This window comes from Hyunsoonleella flava, assembly GCF_004310325.1.
Lineage (GTDB): Bacteria > Bacteroidota > Bacteroidia > Flavobacteriales > Flavobacteriaceae > Jejuia > Jejuia flava.
The window spans coordinates 720,264-738,272 of the sequence record NZ_SIRT01000001.1 but is presented as its reverse complement, the minus strand read 5'-3'; the positions used below and the strand labels follow the sequence as shown (position 1 = coordinate 738,272).

The window sequence follows — 18,009 nt, the reverse complement described above, 5'->3', positions numbered from 1 at the left end:
AATTTACATGCTCTTAAACATTCATTTAACATATATATTGCTATTTTAGTGCAAAATCTTAAACACATGGCGAAACAATCGATTTTAAACAAAAAATCATTAGAATTTCTAGAGAAATATTTAAATAATGCAGCTCCTACAGGTTATGAGTGGGACGGACAAAAACTTTGGATGGACTACCTGAAACCTTATGTTGATGAGTTTATAACCGATACTTACGGTACAGCAGTGGGAGTTATTAATCCAAAAGCAAAATATAAAGTAGTTATTGAAGGGCATGCTGATGAAATTTCGTGGTATGTAAATTATATTTCGGATAATGGCCTAATTTATGTTATTAGAAATGGTGGAAGCGACCACCAAATTGCACCTAGTAAAGTGGTTAACATCCATACCAAAAAGGGTATTGTAAAAGGCGTTTTTGGTTGGCCAGCAATACACACAAGAAATAAGTCTAAAGAAGAGCCGCCAAAACCAGATAATATTTTTATTGATTGCGGTTGTGCTAATAAAGAAGAAGTTGAAAAACTTGGTGTACATGTAGGTTGTGTGATTACCTACCCAGACGAATTTCATGTTTTAAATGGCGATAAATTTGTATGTCGCGCTATTGATAACCGCATGGGAGGTTTTATGATTGCCGAAGTGGCACGTCTTTTAAAAGAAAACAAAAAGGAATTGCCTTTTGGATTATACATTACCAATGCGGTACAGGAAGAAATAGGTTTGCGAGGAGCACAAATGATTACCGAAACTATTCAACCTAATGTTGCTATAGTTACCGATGTAACGCATGACACCACAACGCCAATGATAGAAAAGAAAAAAGAAGGGCATTTAGAAATAGGAAAAGGCCCTGTTGTGGCATACGCACCAGCAGTACAACAGAAACTACGTGATTTAATTATTGATACGGCAGAAGAAAAGGGCATACCATTTCAGCGTTCGGCATTATCACGGGCCACAGGAACAGATACCGATGCCTTTGCTTATAGTAATGGCGGTGTAGCTTCAGCATTGATTTCATTACCATTGCGTTACATGCATACCACGGTAGAAATGGTACATAAAAACGATGTAGAAAATGTAATTAGATTGATTTACGAATCGGTTTTAAAGATTAAGGAAGGTGAAAGTTTTAGCTACTTTGATTAACCTAAAAATTAAGTCAAATTAAAAAACATTTGTCTTGTTTTATAGTGAAGATGTTTTATATTTGCACCGCTTTTAAGCAAAAGATAGCATTTTGATTTAATTCAAAATTTGATGTTTATCTTTCCCATGAAAATGGGATCTTGTTTAAAATGTCAATGGTCGCGTAGCTCAGCTGGATAGAGCATCTGCCTTCTAAGCAGACGGTCACAGGTTCGAATCCTGTCGCGATCACGAATAAATTGTTCAAATAAAAAACGCCAAGTGTACTTGAGCGTTTTTTTGTTTGAACTATTTTCAGCACGGAGTGCTAAGGACATCCAATCCTGTCGCGATCACGAATAAATCAGCATAAGGTTGATAAAAAGCAAGCTCTTTATTTTGAGCTTGCTTTTTTATTTTGAATGCATAAGGAGTTTAGTTTAAGGTTCAATACGCAAAACTTCTAGGATATGAAATGTTGTTGCGGTTAAGATAAACCAAGATAAAGTCGAAAACAATGGAAGCTTAAAACGGTATGGTAAGCCCATTATTTCCGTTTACTTTGCTTATAATGCCTTGGTGATTTCCCCATAAAATTCTTGAAAATTCTAGAGAAATATAGAGGGTCATCAAAACCAACCTTATAACTAATTTCTTTGATGCTCATATCTGTATAATTCAAATATTCGCATGCTTTTTGTATTTTTTTGAGATTAAAAAAAACCATTATAGAATATCCTGTTTCCCTTTTAAACTTAGTGTGTAAGTATGATTTTGAATAGTTGAATTTATCAGCTATGTTAACTAATGTGAAATTATCTCCAAGATTAGAAAGTAAAAAATTCTTTATTTGATCTACCAGTGTATCCTTTTGGTCTGTTTCAGTTCTGGAATCAGAATCATGATAAACGAAAGAACTAATGAACCCCAAACTAAGTAGGTTCGCATATTCTATATGGTTCTCCAAATAATTTCTTTCAAATAAGTCGAATATCTTATTAAACAAGTCAATTTTATCAGTTGAAAATGGTAGATCTATGTAGTTAATATAGTTTGTGGCTTGGTAGCGTTTATAAAGTTCAGGAGCCATTGTACCATTAAAATGAAACCAATAGATACTCCAAGGGTCTATTTTATCTGCTCTATATTCGTGCTTAACATTTTTTGGAATTATAAAAAGCTGGTTAGGTGCTATTTCTGTGGTTGAATTATTTATAGTTATGTCACCTTTTCCTTTTATGCAATAAATAAACACAAATTCATTGGCGCCATTTTCCCTAAATCTATAATGGTTATGCGCCTCGGGGTAATATCCCAAATCGCTTATATAGAATTTTTCAGTAATAGGATTGCTCTTCACAATATCTATGATTGCCTCTGGAAAAGCAATTAGTTTTTGACCCAGAAAACCTTCACGAAGAAATTCACTATCCATTGTAATATGTTTTTAAAGACACCAAGCTAAATTTTTGAAAAACCATTTTATTTAGACGGTTATTAAGTATGTGGAATGCTCAATTTGAATAAGTCAGGAACATTACTCAAATAAATATCTTTTCTGCTTTCTTTTTTCTAAATATATAGTTTGATGTTCTATGTTTAAAAGCTAAATATTGAAAATCTTTATCCATGGTTCGCTTAATCCGACAATCAAAATATAATTCTTATGGTAATGAATAATATTTATAAAGTTACATTCTATATAATGCCTATTCCTATATAGGTAGTACGATTTTTTTTATCAAAGTTGTTGAAATCCATGAAATAATATATCCAATACCACAAGTATAATGAAAATATCATTAAGTTAAGTGTTTTTGTCCATGTTTATGATTTTTTTGTCTATCACTCTGACTATAATCTATTTTATATTTGTATAATGTCTATTGAAGAAATCATAAATTTTTTACACTCAGTTTAGTAAAAGTACTATTATCAACCTTAAATTTTGTTAATTCTGAACGTTTACAAAAAAATATTTGATAGTCTCTACAACTAAAAAACCAACTTAGAAATTATTAAAAATGTCTATATACAAGTATTAAAAAACGATAAACTAAATAGGAAATGATGAAAACAACTAAATTAAAATTGCTAGGAGGCTTGGGCCTAATTTTAGCACTAGTATTGATTGCTGGTTGCGATAACGACGACTCAGTCAGCGTAGATTCTACACCAGAATTCCAAACACTATTGCAAGAAGTATCTTCTCTGCCAGGGGAAGAATTTCTTTTTGAAGGAATAGTAACTGATCCTGCAGGAATCAAAACTGTAAACTTTAAGTATGATTCTTGGTTTTTGGATAAGACCATAGTTAAGGATTCTATGCCTGAAACTTACACAATATCGTATAAGTTTAAAGTGCCAGATGACGCCGAAGAATTTAGTACGCACGTTATACCTGTTACGATTACTAATGCAGGCGATGTTGCCAATACTAGGGATGTTGTGATTACTTTAGATAAAGATATTAGTGCGCCAACCATCACTATTAACAGTCCTGTAGACGGAGCTACCGTACTAATGGGGGCTGGTAATGAAATAGAAATGAACATTGATTTGGCAGATAGGGAATTGGCGGAATTAAAAATTGAAAGCGATATTTTAAATGAAACAATAGCGCTATCAGGTGCATCTTTTAATTACACCAATAGTTTGGATGTTACAAATCCAGGCAGTTATACTTTTAATATTACTGCAACTGATGTAACAGGAAATGAAGCTTCGGCTTCTGTATCTGTTAATGTTGTAACAGATTTACAGTTTGCAGCTATGTTTTTAACAGACGAAACAAATGATGCAGCTTTAAATCAAGATATTTTTGGAATACCTTTTACTACTGAAGGCAGTCAAGCTACGGGTGAAGACGGATATGTTTTTACAGGTAGATATTATTCATCTGCTGCAAATTCAGAGGTGAGGTTTGTTCCGCAAGCAGGATCTTTTCAGCCTTTTACTTTTGGAGCTGATCCAAACACAGCAGGAAAGCTATTGCTAGGGCAAGACGCTACTGTGAACCCTATAGTTCTTCCAGATGTGGGTTATTATGAAATCACCATGGATGTTAGAGACTTAAGTTATACAGTAACACCTTACACACCAATTGATGCTACCTTCGACCAAGTATATATATTAGGTAGAGGTATTTATATCAATGCTACAACATCAACATGTACTAATAACAATGATGGTAGTACACAGTGTTGGCATTTTAATTCTGGGAAACCATTTACTCAGGATGCAAATAATGATTATCTGTGGACTATAGATGTTACACTGCAAGATCAGCCGAACGACAATGGTGCTAATGGTTTTATCCTCAACGCAAACACTTCTGGCTGGGCGCCATTTTGGAGAACAAATCCAGACGAACGTTCTCAGACAATTCCTGGAGGTGGTTCAAATTATGTATTTGATGATAGTGCCTTAAACAAGGATTACACATTCATATTTGATACGCATCTCAACAGAATTATTGCTAAGGAAAGATAGTGGGTTTTCGTAATCAGACAGAAAAAACAACCAAACAAATTAAATAACAAATTAAATGAAACAACTAGTTTTAATTTTGATAAGTACGCTGTGCTTAAGTTTTACGGCAACCTCCCAAAACACAGTTTCTGGGACGATTATAGATGAGCAAGGACAGCCAATACCAGGTGTAAATATCCTTGAAAAAAACACGACCAATGGGTTTGTTTCCGATTTTGATGGAAATTACACGATGTCTGTTGCTGATAACGCCACTTTGGTATTTAGTTACATAGGCTATAAAACACAAGAAGTTCTTGTGAATAACCAAAGTGTTATAAATGTAACGATGGTAGTTGATAACGCGCAACTTGAAGAAGTTGTGGTTATTGGGTATGGTTCTGTAAAGCGAGACAAGATAGCAACTTCTATTTCAACTGTAAAAGGAGAAGAAATTTCTCAACAGGTAGCGAGTAACCCAGCAGAAGCGCTTCAGGGTAGAGCAGCGGGAGTACAGGTGTTGTCCTCAGGAGGTTCACCAGGTGCTTCTCCACAAATTGTTATTCGGGGTATAACCACATTCAATGGTACACAAGCCCCTCTAATCGTAATAGATAATATATTGCAACCAGATGGTACATCATTAAATGCCGTTAATGCGCAGGATATAGAAAGTATTCAAATTTTAAAGGATGCTGCAGCTTCTGCTATTTATGGTTCTAGGGCTTCTAATGGCGTAGTTTTAATCACTACCAAACGTGGTAAGTCTGGTAAGGCGACTGTTAACGTAGACTTAAATTATGGTGTCCAAAATTGGGACAAAATACAAGCAGCAGGTGCTCAGGAGTATATTGAAATAATTAATACACGTAGAGCAAATGATGGTACAGCACCGTTATTCAATCCTGATGATTTTGGCGCAGGTACAGACTGGTGGGATGAAGTAGTAGTAGATTATGCTCCAGTAACTAATGCTAATGTACGAGCTTCTGGTGGAAGTGACAATATTAAATATTCTGGAAGTCTTAGCTTTTTTGATCAACAATCAAATTATGATAAAGGTTGGTATCAGAGAGTAACAGGACGTTTTAACGTTGATTTCAAAATATCTGATAAGATAAGCGTAAGACAAGACCTTAGTCCTAGGGTAGAGCGTTGGGAAAATACTCCAGGTTTGTTGTTTAACGCATTGCGTATAGATCCATTAACCCCAGTTTTTATTCCACAAAGCGAGCGAGATGGACGTAATGAGTTTAGTATCTATGGGCTATCTCAAAATTTAGTGCCAAACCCCGTAGCTGCTATAGCTAGACAGTTTAACGAGAATGATTTCTTTGGTTTTTTCTCAAACACACAATTTGACTATAAGATTACACCTAGCTTTACTTTGAGCTCGCAAATTGGCTTGAACTATTCTTCATACACTTTTCAAAACTTTAATCCAGAGTATTTTATTGGTCCCAACAGACAAAGGGAGATTAATGATGTAAATAAGGGAGTGAATCAAAGTTTTGATTTTGTGATAAACAATACGCTTACTTGGGACAAAACAATATTGGATAAGCATTACTTTAATGTTCTAGTCGGTTTCCTTTACGATTCAGAAAATTTTAGTAACTTAAATGGTTTCAGAGATGGTGTGCCTAGTAATACTAACGAAAACTTAAGAGAGTTAAATGCTGCTAACGGAGAAACCGTTAGAGTTGGTGGTAACAGAGGTACAACAAACATATTATCTGGTGTGTTTAGAACTATATATAGTTTTGACGATAGATACTTTTTTAATGGATCCGTTCGTGTAGACCAATCGTCAAAATTTCCAAGGAAAGGTAGAACGGGTATTTTTTCTAGTGTTTCTTTTGCATGGGACGTAGACTCAGAAGAATTCTTTAATAGTGAGACAATTAACAACTTGCGTTTGAAAGTAGGTATTGGTGAAATAGGTAACGAAGGTGTTAATATTAACTCTCAATTCTTCAGTGTTGGTACTGATAATTTTGTTCTTGGCGGTCAAGCTGTGGTATCTAATTTCTTAAGTAGATTTGGTAATCCTGATTTGAGATGGGAAACATTGAGAGATAAAAACTTTGGATTAGAGATGGGCTTTTTTAACAATGCCTTAACGCTATCTGCGGAATATTATGAAAGGGTATCAGAAAATTTATTGTTCAGTGTGGAGCTTCCAAACTTTACGGGTGTACCTGGTGTAGTGGCTCAAAATGTAGGTAGCTTTGAATCTAAAGGTGTTGATTTGGCCATTGGCTATAATAAACAGTGGAACGAATTTAAGTTAGGTGTAAATTTCAATATTTCCACTAACGAAAGTAGGGCTACAGAATTGGCTCCAGGTAATGATGTACTCTTGGGTCAACGAAGACCTACCTTAGGAAATAGGTTTGTAAAAATTACAGAGCTAGGGCAAACTGTTGGTTTGTTTCAAGGTTATGAAACCGCTGGAATATTTCAAAATCAAACAGAATTAAATTCGCATACCTCTGAAGATGGTACTATTATACAACCTAATGCACAAATTGGAGATTTACGTTTTGTAGACCAAAATGGTGACGGGCAATTAGACGATGAAGACTTAGTAACTATAGGTAACCCTTTTCCAGATTTTTATGGTGGATTAGGTATCAACATGAATTATAAGAAGTTTGACTTATCGATGCAATGGTATGGTACATTCGGTAATGATATTTACAACGGTAATACTGAATATAATCGCGCAGGTACTCAAAACTTAAATGTTTTGGCAGGAACGATAAACGAAGTTTGGTCACCAACAAATACTGGTGCTAGATTTCCACGACTTACTGAGTTAGATCGAAATGGGAATTATCAAAACCCTTCAGATTTATTTATTGAAGACGGTTCCTACTTAAGACTACGGAATGTGCAATTAGGGTACAACTTTAATATTAAAGGTATGCAAAGGTGCAGGCTATATATTGCTGGTCAGAACCTAATTACTTTAACCGACTACTCAGGTTTCGATCCAGAGGTAGCTTCAGGAGGACTCATTAATGGTTACGGTGTTGATTTTGCGAGAAACCCCGTATCAAAAACATATTTACTAGGACTAAATTTAACATTATAAAATTATGAAAAAGATTGTATTATTTTTAATTATGGTTGCAGCCCTAAGTATGGTGAGCTGTAACAAAGAAGAAATTTTAGATCAACCACTGCGTGGTCAAGAAACCTTAGATGATTTCTTTTCTACTGCAGAAAACGCAGAACGATTCGTTAACGGTATTTACAGAAAGGTAAATGGTGAAAGCTGGTGGCAGGTTAATTTTCAACGACAAATTAATGAAATGGCGACTGATGATAATTGGGCAGGTAATACCCGTCAACCAAGACCGGACATTACTGGAATTTCTCAATATAATGTATTCGCTGGATCAAGATATTTTGTCCTGTTTTGGGAAAGCCATTATATTGGTATAACCCGCGCTAATATTTCATTAGATCGTATTCCTGGAGTAGATATTGATAAAGATAAAAAAGAACGCTTATTGGCAGAAGCCAAATTTTTAAGAGCATTTTTCTATTTTGATTTAGTTAGGAATTTTGGAGGTGTACCATTAGTTACTTCGTATAACGAAATTTTACAGCCCACAATTAACGATAAGGAGCGTTCTTCAGTAGAAGAAGTTTATGCTTTTATAGAACAAGATTTGGTGGAGGCCATAAATGATTTACCACTTAAAAGCGAGTATGCAGCTGCAGACTTGGGAAGAGTAACTAAAGGTGCTGCACGTTCTTTATTGGCTAAAGTGTACTTGTATCAAGAAAAGTGGCCCGAGGCACAGGCTATGGCAAAAGTGGTTATGGATTCTGGCGAGTATAGTCTAGAGCCAGACTTTGCAGATCTTTATAAAGTAGGTAATGCTCATGGTGTAGAATCTATATTTGCCATAGAATTTATAAACAACCCTACATTTAGTGAAGTAGGAGGACAATTCTCTATTACCAACGGTAGTCGTGGAGACCGTGGTTGGGGTTGGGGCTCACCAACAAGTGATTTAGAAAATGCATTTTTAAGTGAAGGAGATAATATTAGGTTACGGTCTACAATAATCAAACACGGCGAGCCTGTTTTTGGCGATCCAGATGTCACAGAATTTGATGGCAAACCAGATGAAAATAAATCAGGAAGAACAAATAGAAAATACTATACGCCTGTTGCAGACAGACCAGAGCCATATGCTAGAGGCCAAATTCCCGGACAGTATATGCATATAAGATTAGCAGATGTTATTTTGTTCCATGCAGAAGCAGCATATTTTAATGGAGATGAAACTTCGGCAAGAAATTCTTTAAAACTAGTTAGGGATAGGGTGCAGTTAGACACAAATATGTCTTTATCAGGTGCCGCTTTGAGAGACGCTATTTGGAAAGAAAGACGTTTAGAGTTGGCGTTAGAACAGCACAGACTTTATGATATTAGAAGACAAAAGATAAACGGCGTGCCAAGAATCGCTTCAATATTGGGACCTAACGGATCTTTCGTAAAATATAATACAGAAGAAAGTACGGATCCATTTGAAACAACAAACTTGCTTGAACCGCAGAATAGTGGAATTTTATTTGATCCTAATATTCACACCCTTTGGCCTATTCCGCCAGATGAGATTCAATTATCGAGAGGAAAAATAACGCAGAATCCTGGTTACTAATCTTTTAAGTTGTAAGTATGCTTAAGTTTTTTAAATACGTTTTATCTTTTTTGTGTATTGGTGTGTTGCTCGGGTGTAGTTCAGACAATGCAACAGATCCGAATGATCCTAAATTTGACACACCTGAGGAGGGTATAGCGTTAAACTTAAATAATACATTTCAAGTGATAGATCATTTTGGAGCTTCAGGTGGTTTTCAAGACCAGTGGGTCGGGAAATGGCCTGAAGCTACAAAAAACCAAGTAGCCAAATTATTTTTCAGTACAGAAACAGATGCTCAAGGAAACCCTCAGGGCATAGGTTTGTCTTTATGGAGAACTATAATTGGTGATGGTGCTGCAGATCAGGCAAATAGTGGTTTTTCTGCCTCTAATTGGTTTAGGGAAACGGAATGCTATTTAAGTCCTGATGGAACTTATGATTGGACAAAACAAGCTGGAGAGCAGTGGTTTATGCAAAAGGCTAAAGAGTATGGCGTAAACAAGTTTACGGCTTGGGCTACCGCACCTCCTTATTTTATGTCAAAAAATGGCTATGTGTTTAGCACGCCAGATGTTACAAGTTTTAATTGTGATCCAGACAAATATGATGATTATGCTAATTTTTTAGCTGATGTTGTTAAAAATTATGAAGATAAAGGGTTTAATATGGTAGCAGTCTGTCCTTTTAATGAAACCCAATATGAATGGAATGCAGAGGTTGGAAGCGCACAACAATCAGGAACAAGAGCAACAAATGGTGAAGTAGCAACAGTTACTAAAATAATAGATGGAGTGTTTACTCAAAAGGGGGTAAATGCCAAAATAATGATTCCTGAAGCTGCACAGTTAAAATATCTATTTGAAGGTTCTGGAAATACGGTAAATCAAGTTAGTACATTTTTTAGTCCGTCAAGTCCTAACTATATTGGTGACTTGCCAAACCTTTCTAGCAATATTGCAGGACATAGTTATTTTAGTAATGGCACTACTAATGAATCTTTGAGACAACGCAAATCATTAAAAACATCCATATCTAGTTTTGGTTTACAGTATTGGCAAACGGAATACAGTCTTTTAGGGACTGCTTATCAGCAAGGAAAAGATGTATCTACATTGCAAGAAATAGACTATGCTTTATGGATGAGCCGTATTATTCACACTGATTTAGTTTTTGGAGACGCAACAGGCTGGAGCTTTTGGACGGCGTTAAACAAATCAACATTTGGAGATCATCCGTTTCGTTTCAATCTTGTCCTGTATCAACCAAACTCTAATGGTCCTGCGCACACAGATGGTACTTATGAAGATAATAAATTGCTGTGGGCACTTGGTAATTTTAGCCGATTTGTAAGACCTGGAATGGTAAGGTTTGAGGTTATTGATCCAGATTATGGAGATACGTCATCTGTTGAAAATTTCATGATTTCTGGATATAAGAATACTTCCAATAATGAGGTGGTGATTATATGTATTAATAACACCGACTCTAATAGAGAGCTTTCATTCGAGAATTATGGTGATGGTTTTGAGGTTTTAAATGATTCTTTTGAAGCATACACCACTTCGGTAACAAGCAATCTAAAAAGATCAGTAGTGAATCACGATGCTATCGTTATACGAGGTAAATCTATTGTTACCCTAAGAGCAACACTAAAATAACTAGAAAAGAATAAGCAAAAATTTCAGTTAAGCAAGATAAGCTTGACAGAAATAGCTAGCCCTCAATTCTTAATAATAATTACCAATAAATTAAAAAAAATGTTAAAGACTAGTAAAATACTATCGTTGGTATTAATAGGATTTATGCTGGCATGTAGCACAAATAATGGAACAGATCCAGACGATCCGCAATTTGATGATACAGATGATGACGATGATCCAATAGAAAATATAAATGCCGATATTACTTTGTCTGTTGATGCAACCGACGCCGTAGATATTTATCCTGATATTTTTGGCGTTAATAATGATTGGCGTCAAATACCAGATAATACCTTTTCCAATTTTGCATCTACACTTGGTAATATTGGAACAACTGTGGTAAGATACCCAGGAGGTTGGGAATCTGAGTTTTATGCATGGACAAGCAACACAACACCAGGATGGAATAACACGCCATCTCAACCTGGAGCATCTGTAACAACTTTAAAAAGTAATGTGTCAAATTATAGTATTGTGCTACCAACCGCGGCAGCTATGAATACAACTGTAGGCTCTTCTCAATGGAACACAGCAATGGCTAATTTAAAAGCTAGAACCAAAGAAGCTATTACGGTTTCTAATGTAGGTAATGGTTTAGTTGAAATAGGCAATGAGTGGTGGCTACAATTTGCAGGTGGTGTTTCTAGAGCTCAAAAACTGGATAAGTATGTTCAGGTGGCAATGGATATAGCAGAATATATTGAGAGCGAGTTTCCAAATAGAACATTCAAATTATTGATTAATGGAGATTATACGCAGCCACAGGAATTTACAACAATGAAAAATAAATTCACTAAGGCATATAATGCTATTGATGGTGTGGCGCTACATACTTATACGGGGTATAGCACAACTACTCATAATATAGCTGATTTAGAAGCGCGTATTAAAGATTGTGCAAATAATTTTAATCCAAACAAGAACTTCAAATATTTATCAGAGTGGATGCCTTCCAGAGATTATAATGATAGGGCTTTGTATATGGAAGCCGCCAACATCATCCCAGATATTATACAAATATATGCAAGAGCAGGATCCCAGGCTGCGGCGTTTTGGCCTCCAATCAACACTTCTATACCTGGTTTAGGTTTAACTAGCTGGAATTACTCTAAAGTATTTCCTACGGGGCAGATTTTAGGAGACATGGCCGCTTCATACCGTGGAAAAGCTCTAAAGACAACATCTGATAAATTTCATTTAGCAGCAGCACTTCAGGATGCGAATACGATGGTTTTGTATATCACAGGCGGCAAGGAAAGCGGAAAGAAAGTGGCAGTTAAGGTAAATGGATTTAATATTAGTTCCATTCAAAAAGTAGAGCGGTTTGTACCATTTGATTATAATGATACAGCGAAAGCTGAACCTTACATCACACAGTCAACATCTGCTCAATTATCCACAAATAACGAAGTAGTTGTTGATGTTAATAAACAAGGTTTGTATCAGATTTATAAAATTATATTGAAAAGTAATTAGTATTGAACAGTGATTTTGTCCATATTTTAAATTTTACCATCTATTTTTATTATAGATAATAGTTTTAATTTTGAAATATAATAGCATGTAATACAATTGTTTATTCAAAATTTTATTTAGAAAATATAGGTAATAATGAAACTCATTTTAAATAATATTATGCATGTTTGTGTTTTTATTGCCTATGGATTCCTGTTAAGTTCTTGTACTAGTGATGAAGTATTAAAAATCAATATTGATAAGCACCAAGTATTTCAAACGATAGAAGGTTTTGGCGCTTCAGACGCATGGCGATGTCAGTTTGTTGGTAAAAATTGGCCTAATGAAAAGAAGGAACGTATTGCCGAACTATTATTTAGTAAAGATTTAGATTCTCAGGGAAATCCTAAAGGGATTGGGCTTTCTATATGGCGTTTTTACATTGGTGCTGGTACTGCAGAGCAAGGGATGGATTCAGATATAAAAAACGAATGGCGTAGAGCAGAATCTTTTATTGATGACAAAGGCTTTTATGATTGGAATAAACAAGAAGGTCAGCAATGGTTTCTAAAAAAAGCAAAGTCTTATGGGGTAGAAAGGTTTCTGGCTTTTTCTATCTCAGCACCTGTACAGTGGACAAAAAATGGAAAAGGCTACAATAGCGATTTAACAACTGGAGAGCTAAACCTTTTGGAAGATAAATATGATGATTATGCCAAATTTATGGTTGAAGTAATAAAACATTTTGATTCAGAAAATATATCCTTTGAGTATTTAAGTCCAATAAACGAGCCACAATGGGAATGGGAGAAAAAAACGCAAGAAGGTACGCCTGCAACCAATGATAATATCGCAAAATTAGCCTACTTGCTAAATACAGAATTTGAAAAAAGTGATTTGAATACTGAAATTGTTTTAGCAGAAGCGGCGGATTTGCGTTGGTTATATTCTTCATATAATAAACCTAAACGTGGTAATCAAATTGATTATTTCTTTGGTGAAAACAACGCAATTCAAAATCTAAAACATGTTAAAAATACAATTTCAGGTCATAGTTATTTTACAACATGGCCAGTCGATAGTTTGGTTCAAATTCGAAAGAAACTAAATAAAACATTAGAAACACATGATTTAGATTACTGGCAAAGTGAGTTTTGTATTCTTGAAAACACCGATGATATTGGTAGCGGAAATAAACGAGATTTAGGCATTGATACAGCGCTTTATGTAGCGAGAGTGATACATGCAGATTTAACGCTTGCAAATTCTACTTCTTGGCAATGGTGGACGGCATTGACAAATGCTGACTATAAAGATGGATTAATTTATTTAGATTCTGGTGAAACATCAGACCTATTTAATCTTGAAAAAATAAAATATGATGGTGATTTTCATGACTCAAAACTTCTGTGGGCTTTTGGAAACTATTCAAGGTTTATTAAACCCGATATGGTTCGAATTGATGCAAAAATAGAAGGAAGAGAAATGCCAATAGAAGAGGAGTATAAAGATATTATGTTATCGGCATATTTAGATGAAGCAACATCAGAACTAGCAATTGTTGCTATAAATTATGGATATAAAAACAAAACAATTAATATTTCAAATAGCAGATTAGAGCGTATGTATGTTACCTCTGCAAGCAAAAATTTAGAATTAGAAAAAATAAATAATAAAGAAATAACTCTGATGGCACGATCTGTTAATACGTTAATAGGTAGTTCTTCATAAAATATAAAATTTAATATGAATTTTTTAAGAGTCAAATTAGTTGAATTTGAGTTAGTTTTAGTTTATGGTCTTTGCTTTGCAGTCACTTTATTTAGTGGCTGCAAGGACAAAGGCGTTAAGAAAGAAACTGAAATTAAAAAACCAAACATCGTATTTATTTTGGCCGATGATCTTGGTGCACACGATTTGAGTTATGCTGGTAGTACCTATTATGAAACGCCCAATATTGACGCCATTGCCAAAGAAGGTGTGCAGTTTACACAAGGTTATGCGGCATGCCAAGTATGCAGTCCATCAAGGGCTAGCTTAATGACGGGGCAATACACAGCGCGTCATGGTATCACAGATTGGATCGGTGCCGCCACAGGAGAAAAGTGGGGTGATTATTATAATACTAAAGTGATGCCTCCAGAATATGAACATGCGCTTCCTGAAGAAAGTGTTACCATAGCCGAAGCGCTAAAGCAAAATGGCTATAAAACCTTTTTCGCAGGTAAGTGGCATTTGGGAGATGAGCCATATACTCCAGAGCGTAACGGATTCGATGTCAATATAGGTGGTTGGGAAGTAGGAGGCCCTAAAGGCGGCTATTACGCACCTTGGAGAAACCCAAAATTGGATTATAAATATGAAGGTGAGAATTTAACCAAGCGTTTGGCTCTAGAAACTGCCGATTTTATTTCAGAGAACAAAGACGAACCGTTTTTCGCATTTTTATCTTTTTATGCAGTACACGGACCAATAGAAACGACCGAAGCGAAATGGAAGAAATATAGAGATAAAGCCGAGGCACAAGGTATTCCAGAATCTGGTTTTGATATGGAAGCAAGATTGCCGATTAGAAATGTACAAGATAACCCAATCTACGCTGGCTTAGTGGAGTCTATGGATGATGCGGTAGGTATTGTTTTGGATAGGCTAAAAGAGCTTGGGTTGGATGAAAATACCATTGTCATGTTTACATCTGATAATGGCGGTGTGGCTAGCGGCGATGCATTTTCAACTACTAATGCACCATTAAGAGGTGGTAAAGGCTACCAATGGGAAGGTGGTATTCGAGAGCCTTATCTAATTAAAGCACCTATGTTAAAGAAGGCTTCTGAAACTATTGATTACCCCGTTTCAGGTATTGATTTTTATCCAACACTTTTAGATTTGGTCGGTGCTGAAAAAGATCCAAAACAAGTTATAGACGGTGTAAGTTTAGTGCCGCTTTTAAAAGGCGAATCTTTAGATACACGACCTTTATTTTGGCATTATCCGCACTACGGAAACCAAGGAGGAGACCCTGTAAGTATTATCAGAAAAGAGAATTATAAACTAATCCACTATTGGGAAGATGGGCATGATGAATTATATAATTTATCAACAGATCTTGGTGAAACTAACGATATTTCACAAGATAAACCAGAGATAGCTCAAAACTTAAGAAATGAGTTGGATGCTCATTTGAAGAGTCTTGATGCTAGCACTCCAGATGCTTACCCTAAATATGATGCTGCAAAGGCAAAGACTAAGATGGCACAACGTAAAGCCAATATGCTAAAGCGCTTGGAAAAACAGCGTAAAGACTTTTTAAGTAAAGATTTTGACCCGAATAATAATTGGTATGACAGTAGTTTGAATATAAAAGATTAATAAAAATAATAGTTCACAACAAACCAATTAACTAACCAAACAAACTAAACTATAATGGGAAACACAAAATTTAATTTTAAATACCTTCTTTTTTTAGCGCTAGTATCTGCTATGGGCGGGTTTTTGTTTGGGTATGACTGGGTAGTTATAGGTGGCGCAAAACCATTTTACGAACTCTTTTTTGATATTGCTTCAGAGCCAACGTTACAAGGTTGGGCAATGAGTAGTGCCTTAATAGGGTGTATTTTAGGAGCTGTAATTTCAGGAATTGTGGCCGATAAATTAGGGAGAAAATTGCCTTTAATTTTTTCTGCAGCCCTATTTACTATTTCAGCTTTCGGAACGGGCTATGTAGACAGTTTTACGCCTTTTATTATGTATCGCTTAATTGGTGGTTTAGGAATAGGAATGGCATCTACATTATCTCCAATGTATATTGCTGAAATTGCGCCTGCAAAATATCGCGGGCAATTTGTTGCTATCAATCAATTAACATTGGTTATCGGTATTTTAGCTGCACAAGTAGCCAATTTTTTCATTGCTGAAGCTATTCCCGATAGTAGCACACCTGAAATGATTTTAGGATCATGGAACGGACAGACAGGTTGGCGTTGGATGTTTTGGGCAGAACTTATTCCCGCCATACTATTTTTTATTTTAATGTTTATTGTGCCTAAAAGTCCTAGATTTTTAGTGAAAATAAATGAGGCAGAAACAGCTAAAAATGTGCTTGCTAAAATTGGTGGTAATGCCTATGCTGAAGAAGAGGTTAAGGGTATCAAATTAACACTTCAAGAAAGTACTACCGCAAAAATCAATTTTTCAGATTTTAAAAACCCAAAAATTAAACCTATTTTAATCATAGGTATAGTACTGGCTATATTCCAACAGTGGTGTGGTATCAATATAATTTTTAATTATGCTGAAGAAATATTTACTGCTGCAGGTTACAGCGTGGGCGATATGCTATTTAATATCGTAATTACGGGCAGTGTGAATTTAGTTTTTACCTTAATTGCTATGCGAACTGTAGATAGTTGGGGTCGCAGAAAATTAATGTTATTGGGCTCTATCGGCTTGGGTGTGGTGTATCTCATTTTGGGTGGCGCATACTATTTTCAATTTACTGGATGGCCAGTATTATTGCTGGTAATAACCGCTATTGCTATTTATGCCATGTCTTTAGCCCCAATTACCTGGGTAGTGTTGTCTGAAATATTTCCAAATAAAATAAGGGGTGTCGCTATGTCTATAGCTACGTTTTCACTCTGGATAGCATCATTTGTGCTCACATTTACTTTCCCAATTCTAAATGACGCTTTAGGCGCTTCAGGAACATTTTGGGTGTATAGTGCTATATGTATTGCCGGCTTCCTATTTATAAGAAGTAAGTTGCCAGAAACTAAAGGAAAGAGTTTGGAAGAAATTGAAATGGAATTTACAAAGGATAAATAATGCATTAGTGATGTTTTTAAATTCTAGGACATATAAAATTTTTGGAATTGCTTTTTTGTTGTATACCAATTTTAGTTGTGCACAGCTTAAAGGTGTTTCATCCCCAAAAAAAGAGATAACCATACATTACCTAGATTCTCTTAAAAAAGAATTAATGGTAAAGTGGCCAAATAACCGTACCATAAATTTGGTGTTCCATGGACATTCCGTTCCAACGGGCTACACTACACGAGGGGTTTTAGATAGATTGAATGCTTACCCTTACCGCACCTTAAAAAAGGTAAATGATTTTTACCCGTATTCTGTAGTAAATACAATTACAACATCAATTGGTGGTGAACAAGCTGAACAGGGCGCAATACGTTTTAAAGATGAAGTACTAAATCATAAACCAGATGTACTTTTTATTGATTACGGATTAAATGATAGAAGCATAGGCTTAGAACGTGCAAAAGTAGCTTGGGAACAAATGATACAGGAAGCGCTGGAATATGGTACGAAAGTAATTCTCTTAACACCAACACCAGATTTAAAAGAAGATATTACTTCGGACGAAACACCTTTGGCACAACATAGCGCACAAATTAGAGCATTGGCAAAAAAATACAATGTAGGATTAGTGGACAGTTATGCGATGTTTAAAGCATTGGCTGAAATTCAACCACTAAAAGGGTATATGTCGCAGAATAATCATATTAACCAAAAAGGACATCAGTTTGTAGCTGATGCCATTTTTGAATATTTCAAACTATAAGAAT

General features: G+C 35.4%; 11 protein-coding genes and 1 tRNA gene. 11 read left to right on the top strand and 1 reads right to left on the bottom strand.

The annotated features are described in order from the left end of the window. The first annotated feature begins 66 nt into the window (after positions 1–66). Together EYD45_RS03035 and EYD45_RS03030 are read left to right on the top strand one after the other, a co-directional pair. Positions 67–1,155: a M42 family metallopeptidase gene (locus EYD45_RS03035; RefSeq protein ID WP_130962859.1), complete on the top strand. Its 1,089-nt coding sequence runs from the start codon at positions 67–69 to the stop codon at positions 1,153–1,155. A 157-nt stretch (positions 1,156–1,312) separates the two neighbouring features. Beyond that, positions 1,313–1,386: transfer RNA gene (locus tag EYD45_RS03030), tRNA-Arg, on the top strand. 295 nt (positions 1,387–1,681) lie between these two features. Here the strand turns inward: EYD45_RS03030 and EYD45_RS03025 are convergent. Then, positions 1,682–2,569, bottom strand: a complete 888-nt coding sequence (locus EYD45_RS03025) for an AraC family transcriptional regulator (RefSeq protein WP_130962858.1) — start codon at positions 2,567–2,569, stop codon at positions 1,682–1,684. Positions 2,570–3,201: 632 nt separating this feature from the next. On the opposite strand from EYD45_RS03025, the gene EYD45_RS03020 reads away from it, so the two are divergent. From EYD45_RS03020 to EYD45_RS02980, 9 genes are all read left to right on the top strand, one after another. After that, on the top strand, positions 3,202–4,626 hold the full coding sequence (locus tag EYD45_RS03020; RefSeq protein WP_130962857.1) for a hypothetical protein: 1,425 nt from the start codon (positions 3,202–3,204) through the stop codon (positions 4,624–4,626). Positions 4,627–4,681: 55 nt separating this feature from the next. Continuing rightward, the gene (locus EYD45_RS03015; RefSeq protein ID WP_130962856.1) at positions 4,682–7,705 is read left to right on the top strand and encodes a SusC/RagA family TonB-linked outer membrane protein; all 3,024 of its coding nucleotides are present in this window, start codon (positions 4,682–4,684) and stop codon (positions 7,703–7,705) included. 4 nt (positions 7,706–7,709) lie between these two features. Then, positions 7,710–9,290: a RagB/SusD family nutrient uptake outer membrane protein gene (locus EYD45_RS03010; RefSeq protein WP_130962855.1), complete on the top strand. Its 1,581-nt coding sequence runs from the start codon at positions 7,710–7,712 to the stop codon at positions 9,288–9,290. A gap of 17 nt (positions 9,291–9,307) precedes the next feature. After that, positions 9,308–10,930: a glycoside hydrolase gene (locus tag EYD45_RS03005; RefSeq protein WP_130962854.1), complete on the top strand. Its 1,623-nt coding sequence runs from the start codon at positions 9,308–9,310 to the stop codon at positions 10,928–10,930. Positions 10,931–11,029: 99 nt separating this feature from the next. After that, the gene (locus EYD45_RS03000) at positions 11,030–12,448 is read left to right on the top strand and encodes a hypothetical protein (protein WP_130962853.1); all 1,419 of its coding nucleotides are present in this window, start codon (positions 11,030–11,032) and stop codon (positions 12,446–12,448) included. Positions 12,449–12,583: 135 nt separating this feature from the next. Continuing rightward, positions 12,584–14,158, top strand: a complete 1,575-nt coding sequence (locus tag EYD45_RS02995) for a glycoside hydrolase (protein WP_130962852.1) — start codon at positions 12,584–12,586, stop codon at positions 14,156–14,158. Between the two features lie 15 nt (positions 14,159–14,173). After that, positions 14,174–15,796, top strand: a complete 1,623-nt coding sequence (locus EYD45_RS02990; protein WP_130962851.1) for a sulfatase — start codon at positions 14,174–14,176, stop codon at positions 15,794–15,796. Positions 15,797–15,850: 54 nt separating this feature from the next. Continuing rightward, on the top strand, positions 15,851–17,251 hold the full coding sequence (locus EYD45_RS02985) for a sugar porter family MFS transporter (protein ID WP_130962850.1): 1,401 nt from the start codon (positions 15,851–15,853) through the stop codon (positions 17,249–17,251). A gap of 154 nt (positions 17,252–17,405) precedes the next feature. Beyond that, on the top strand, positions 17,406–18,005 hold the full coding sequence (locus EYD45_RS02980; protein ID WP_207303283.1) for an SGNH/GDSL hydrolase family protein: 600 nt from the start codon (positions 17,406–17,408) through the stop codon (positions 18,003–18,005). Positions 18,006–18,009: the final 4 nt, after the last annotated feature.